Annotated in this window: 4 protein-coding genes; 3 read left to right on the plus strand and 1 reads right to left on the minus strand. The window is 73.8% G+C overall.

Going from position 1 to position 4,278, the window contains the following annotated elements; all coding sequences use genetic code 11:
* On the plus strand, positions 1-788 hold a 788-nt coding region (locus Ade02nite_RS48620; RefSeq protein ID WP_307871266.1), incomplete at its 5' end, for a LamG domain-containing protein.
* A gap of 10 nt (positions 789-798) precedes the next feature.
* The gene (locus Ade02nite_RS48625; RefSeq protein ID WP_203778257.1) at positions 799-1,659 is read left to right on the plus strand and encodes a LysR family transcriptional regulator; all 861 of its coding nucleotides are present in this window, start codon (positions 799-801) and stop codon (positions 1,657-1,659) included.
* Here Ade02nite_RS48625 and Ade02nite_RS48630 read toward each other — a convergent pair.
* The gene (locus Ade02nite_RS48630) at positions 1,619-2,839 is read right to left on the minus strand and encodes a glycoside hydrolase family 18 protein (protein WP_239169636.1); all 1,221 of its coding nucleotides are present in this window, start codon (positions 2,837-2,839) and stop codon (positions 1,619-1,621) included. The genes Ade02nite_RS48625 and Ade02nite_RS48630 overlap by 41 nt on opposite strands.
* Positions 2,840-2,954: 115 nt before the next feature.
* Between Ade02nite_RS48630 and Ade02nite_RS48635 the strand changes: the two genes are divergently transcribed.
* A partial coding sequence (locus tag Ade02nite_RS48635; protein ID WP_203778259.1) for a phosphodiesterase occupies positions 2,955-4,278 on the plus strand: 1,324 nt, incomplete at its 3' end.

The raw sequence follows: 4,278 nt of genomic DNA on the forward strand, positions 1-4,278 counted from the left end.
CCGGAGCCGTCGCGGCCACCGGCGCAATCTCCGCAAACGGGGCCAGCCCCGCCGCTGGGGTCGATTCTGCGGCCAGGGCCAATCCCGTAGCGGGGCGGGTCTCCGCCTCCGGGGCCGGCCACGCTGCCGGGGCCAAGGCCGTGGACGCGCCCGGGACGATCGTGGCCCGGTATGCGTTCAACGGGCGGGCCGGGTCGATCATCGACGAGTCGGGGCGGGGCCACACGCTGCGCATCATCTCGGGCCACGGCGGCACCGTGCGGCGGGTCGTGCACGGGCAGGGTTCCGCGCTCGCCTTTCCCGGGCGCTGCACCGGCCGCGTCTGCCCGCACGTCGCCCTCCAGACCGCCTCGTCGTCGGGCGATCTCAACCCGGGCACGCGCAACATCGCGTTCGGCGCCGACGTCCTGTTGACCCCGGGCCAGACCAGCAAGGGCCAGAACGTGGTGCAGAAGGGCTACTCGACCACGAGCAGCCAGTGGAAGCTCCAGATCGACGGCGCCGCCGGCCGGCCCAGTTGCGTGCTCGTCGACGACCGGCGCCCGCCGATCCGGATGGCCACCAGCTCGGTGAGCGTCGCCGACGGGCGGTGGCATTCGGTGGAGTGCCGCCGGGTCGGCACCAGCCTCTTCGTGATCGTCAACGGCTTCCTGCGCGGCCGCACCACCGTCCCGGCGGGTCTGTCGATCGCCAACAACCGGCCGATGAGCATCGGCGGCAAGGGCGCCTACGCCGACAACGACCAGTTCAACGGCGCCCTCGACAACGTGTGGGTGCGGATCGGCTAGAAACGGCGGCATGGATCTCTCCCTGGACCTGCTGCGCACGTTCCTGGCCGTCTACCGGGCCGGGTCGGTCACCGGGGGCGCGCGGCGGCTGTCGCTGTCGCAGCCGACCGTGACCGCGCAGCTGCGTGCCCTGGAGACCGCGCTCGGGCGGCCGCTGTTCACCCGGCTGCCGCGTGGGGTCGCGCCCACTCCGGCGGCCGACCTGCTGGCGCGGCGGGTCAGCGAGCCGCTGGACACGCTCGCCGGGCTGATCGTCGACGAGGTGGACGAGTCCGCCGTCGTGCATCTCGGCGGCCCGACCGAGTTCCTCACCTCCGTGGTGCTGCCGGCCGCCGCGCCGCTGATCGCGCGGGGTCTTCGGCTGCGGGTGAGCTTCGGCCTGCCCGCCGAGCTGACCGGCCTGCTGCGCGACGGCTCGATCGACCTGGCGCTGCTCAGCGTGCGGCCGCGGGGTGGGGGCCTGCGCGTCGAGCCGCTCTGCGACGAGGAGTTCCTGCTGGTGGGGGCCCCTTCCGTGGCGGGCGCCGACCTGAGCGAGGTGCCCCTCATCGCGTACGCCGAGGATCTGCCGATCGTCCGCCGCTATTGGCAGACCGAGTTCGGCGTGCGGCCCGCCCGGGACGCGGCCGTCGTCGTGCCCAACCTGCACGCCGTGCTCGCCACCGTGCTCGCCGGCGGTGGTTACAGCGTGCTTCCCGAATATCTCTGCGCGGCCGATCTGGCGGCGGGGCGCCTGGTGCGGCTGCACGAGCCTGCCGTCGTACCGCTGAACACGGTCTATCTCGCCGAACGGGCCGGTGAGCCGCCGTCGCCGGCCCGGGAACGACTGGTCAGCGCTCTCCGCTCGGCGGTGCGGCCAGACCCTCGCTGACCGCCGCCAGGAGCTCGCCCTTCGCGGTGTCGCCGGACAGCTCCCACGCGAAGGCCCCGCCCAGGCCCTTGCCGCGGGCGTACTCGATCTTGGCCTTGATCGTGGCCGGGGTGTCGTAGGACCACCACTGCGACCCGCAGTGCGCGTAGGCGGTGCCGGCGATCGTGCCGGTCGGCGGGCAGCGCTGGGCGAGGATCTTGTAGTCCTCCAGGCCCTTCTCGTACTTGCCGGGCGCGGGGCCGCTCGCGTCGCCGCCCGGTTCGGCCGCCGTGACGCCGGCCCAGCCACGGCCGTAGAAGCCGAGGCCGAGCAGCACCTTGTCGGCCGGCACGCCGAGGGCGAGCAGCTCGTCCACGGTCGCCGTGGTGGTGGCCGTCTCGCGCGGGATGCCGGGGTAGGCGGTCAGCGGCGAGTGCGGCGCCGTCTTCGGGGTCTTCTGCGCGTCGTCGCCGCCCGCGCCGAAGTAGTCGTAGGTCATCGCGTTGAGCCAGTTCGCCGTCCCGGCGGCGGCCCGGTAGTCGCTCGCCCGCAGCTTCGCGACGTCCGCCGGCACCGCCGCGGTGATCAGCGCCTCCGGCCCGAACGCCGTGCGCAGCGCCGCGAGCAGCGCGGGCAGGGCGCCGGGCCCGCTGGTGTCGCAGGACAGGCCGCAGGCGTTCGGGTATTCCCAGTCGATGTCGATGCCGTCGAAGACGCCGGACCAGCGCTGGTCGGTGACGAGCGCGTGGCACGACTCGGCGAACGCGGCCGGGTCGCGGGCCGCCTGGGTGAAGCCGGCCGAGCCGGTCCAGCCGCCGAACGACCAGAGCACCCGCAGGCCGGGATTCTGCTGCTTGAGCTTGCGCAGCTGGCCGAACGTGCCGCGCAGGGGATCGCCGGGGTCGTCGGCCACCCCGTCGACGCTGTCGGCGGCGGCCACCGGCTTCTGGTGGTCGGCCCACGCGTCGGAGAGCGCGCAGCGGCCCTTGTCCACCTTGCCGAAGGCGTAGTTGAGGTGGGTGAGGCGGGCCGCCGCGCCGCTGGTGACCAGGTCGGCGACCTGGAAGTCGCGGCCGTAGACGCCCCAGCCCGCGAAGTATCCGACGATCTTGGCCGGCTTGCGCTCGGGGGCCGGGTCGTCGCCGCAGGCCGCGAGGAAGCCTGCCAGGATAAGGATGATCAAGACGAATCGGGCGTGCACCGCTCCGAAGCTATCCGTACGGGGCAACCGAACCCGATGTGATCACACGAACGGGGAGCCGGTGATTCCGCGCACGGTCGAGCATCGCCGCCACAAGCTGTGACATCGTTTTCGCGTGGCCATCAGCCTGCACGAGCCTCCGTCCGCCCCGGCCGCCCGCGACTGGCGCGCCGACCTGCGCGCGCTGCTCAGCTGGCGTCGGGTCCTCAACCGTGCGCGCGCCGTCCTGCGCAGCGCCCTTGTCACATTTGTCGTTCTGACCGTGACGCTCTGGCTGATGCCGGGCGTGACGAGCACCGACATCGTCGACACGCTCGGCCTGGTGCTGCTGGTCGCCGGGGTCGGCGCGGTGCTGCGCCCGCTGCTGCTGGTCGGCATCGTGGCGCTCGGCGGCTGGGGCGCCATGCTGCTCGGCATCGTCGCCCAGATCGTCGTCATCGTCATCGCGCTCGAGATCGACCCGGCCAACCGGATCAGCGGGCTGCCGTCGCTGGTGCTCACCGCGATCCTGGCCATCGTCTTCGCCGCGATCGTCGACTGGATGCTCGACAGCGGCTCCGACGACACCTTCGTCCGCGAGTCGAAGCGGCTCATGCGCGGCGTGCGCCGCCGCCAGGCCCGGCTCGCCGGCGGCCCGCTGCTCACGCTGCGCCGCCCCCGGCCGGGCTCCGACCCCGGGCTCCTCATGATCCAGTTCGACGGCCTCTCCGAGCCGGTGCTGCGCTGGGCCGTGCGCGCCGGCAACCTGCCCACGCTCGGCCACTGGCTGCGCTCCGGCAGCCACACGATGCGCGGCTGGCACACCGGCCTGCCGTCGACCACGCCCGCGTCGCAGGCCGGCATCCTGCACGGCGCCACCCGGCAGGTCCCGGCGTTCCGCTGGTTCGAAAAGGACACCGGCAAGCTGATGGTCACCAACCGCCCGCGCGACGCGGCGGTGCTCGAGCCGCGGCTCAGCGACGGGCGCGGCCTGCTGCGCGACGGCGGGGTCAGCATCGGCAACGCGTTCAGCGGCGACGCCGCGGTCAGCCTGCTCACGGTCAGCCACGCGGCGCTGCCGGGCCGGTCGGCGCGCGGCTGGGCGGCGTTCATGGCGTCCCCGTACGGCTTCACCCGCGCGCTCGTCCTCGGCGTCGGCGAGGTGATCACCGAGCTGCACCAGGCCCGCCTCCAGCGCCGGCGCAACCTCCAGCCGCGGGTCAGCCGCTCCGGCTCGTTCCTGGCCCTGCGCCCGGCCTCGATGCTGCTGCGCGACGTGAACGTGTCGCTGATCGCCGAGCAGATGGCCCGCGGCGCCCCGGCCGTCTACTGCGACCTGGTCGACTACGACGAGGTCGCGCACCACGCCGGACCGGCCCGCCCCGAGTCGATGCGCCAGCTGGAGAGCCTCGACCGCATGCTCGGCGTGCTCGAACGGCTCGCGCCCGAGGCGGCCCGCC

It is taken from the genome of Paractinoplanes deccanensis (assembly GCF_016862115.1).
GTDB classification, from domain to species: domain Bacteria; phylum Actinomycetota; class Actinomycetes; order Mycobacteriales; family Micromonosporaceae; genus Actinoplanes; species Actinoplanes deccanensis.

Excerpts from the sequence above, each read along its gene's own strand:
- Ade02nite_RS48625 (WP_203778257.1), top strand. The coding sequence starts at position 799 with ATGGATCTCTCCCTGGACCTGCTGCGCACGTTCCTGGCCGTCTACCGG.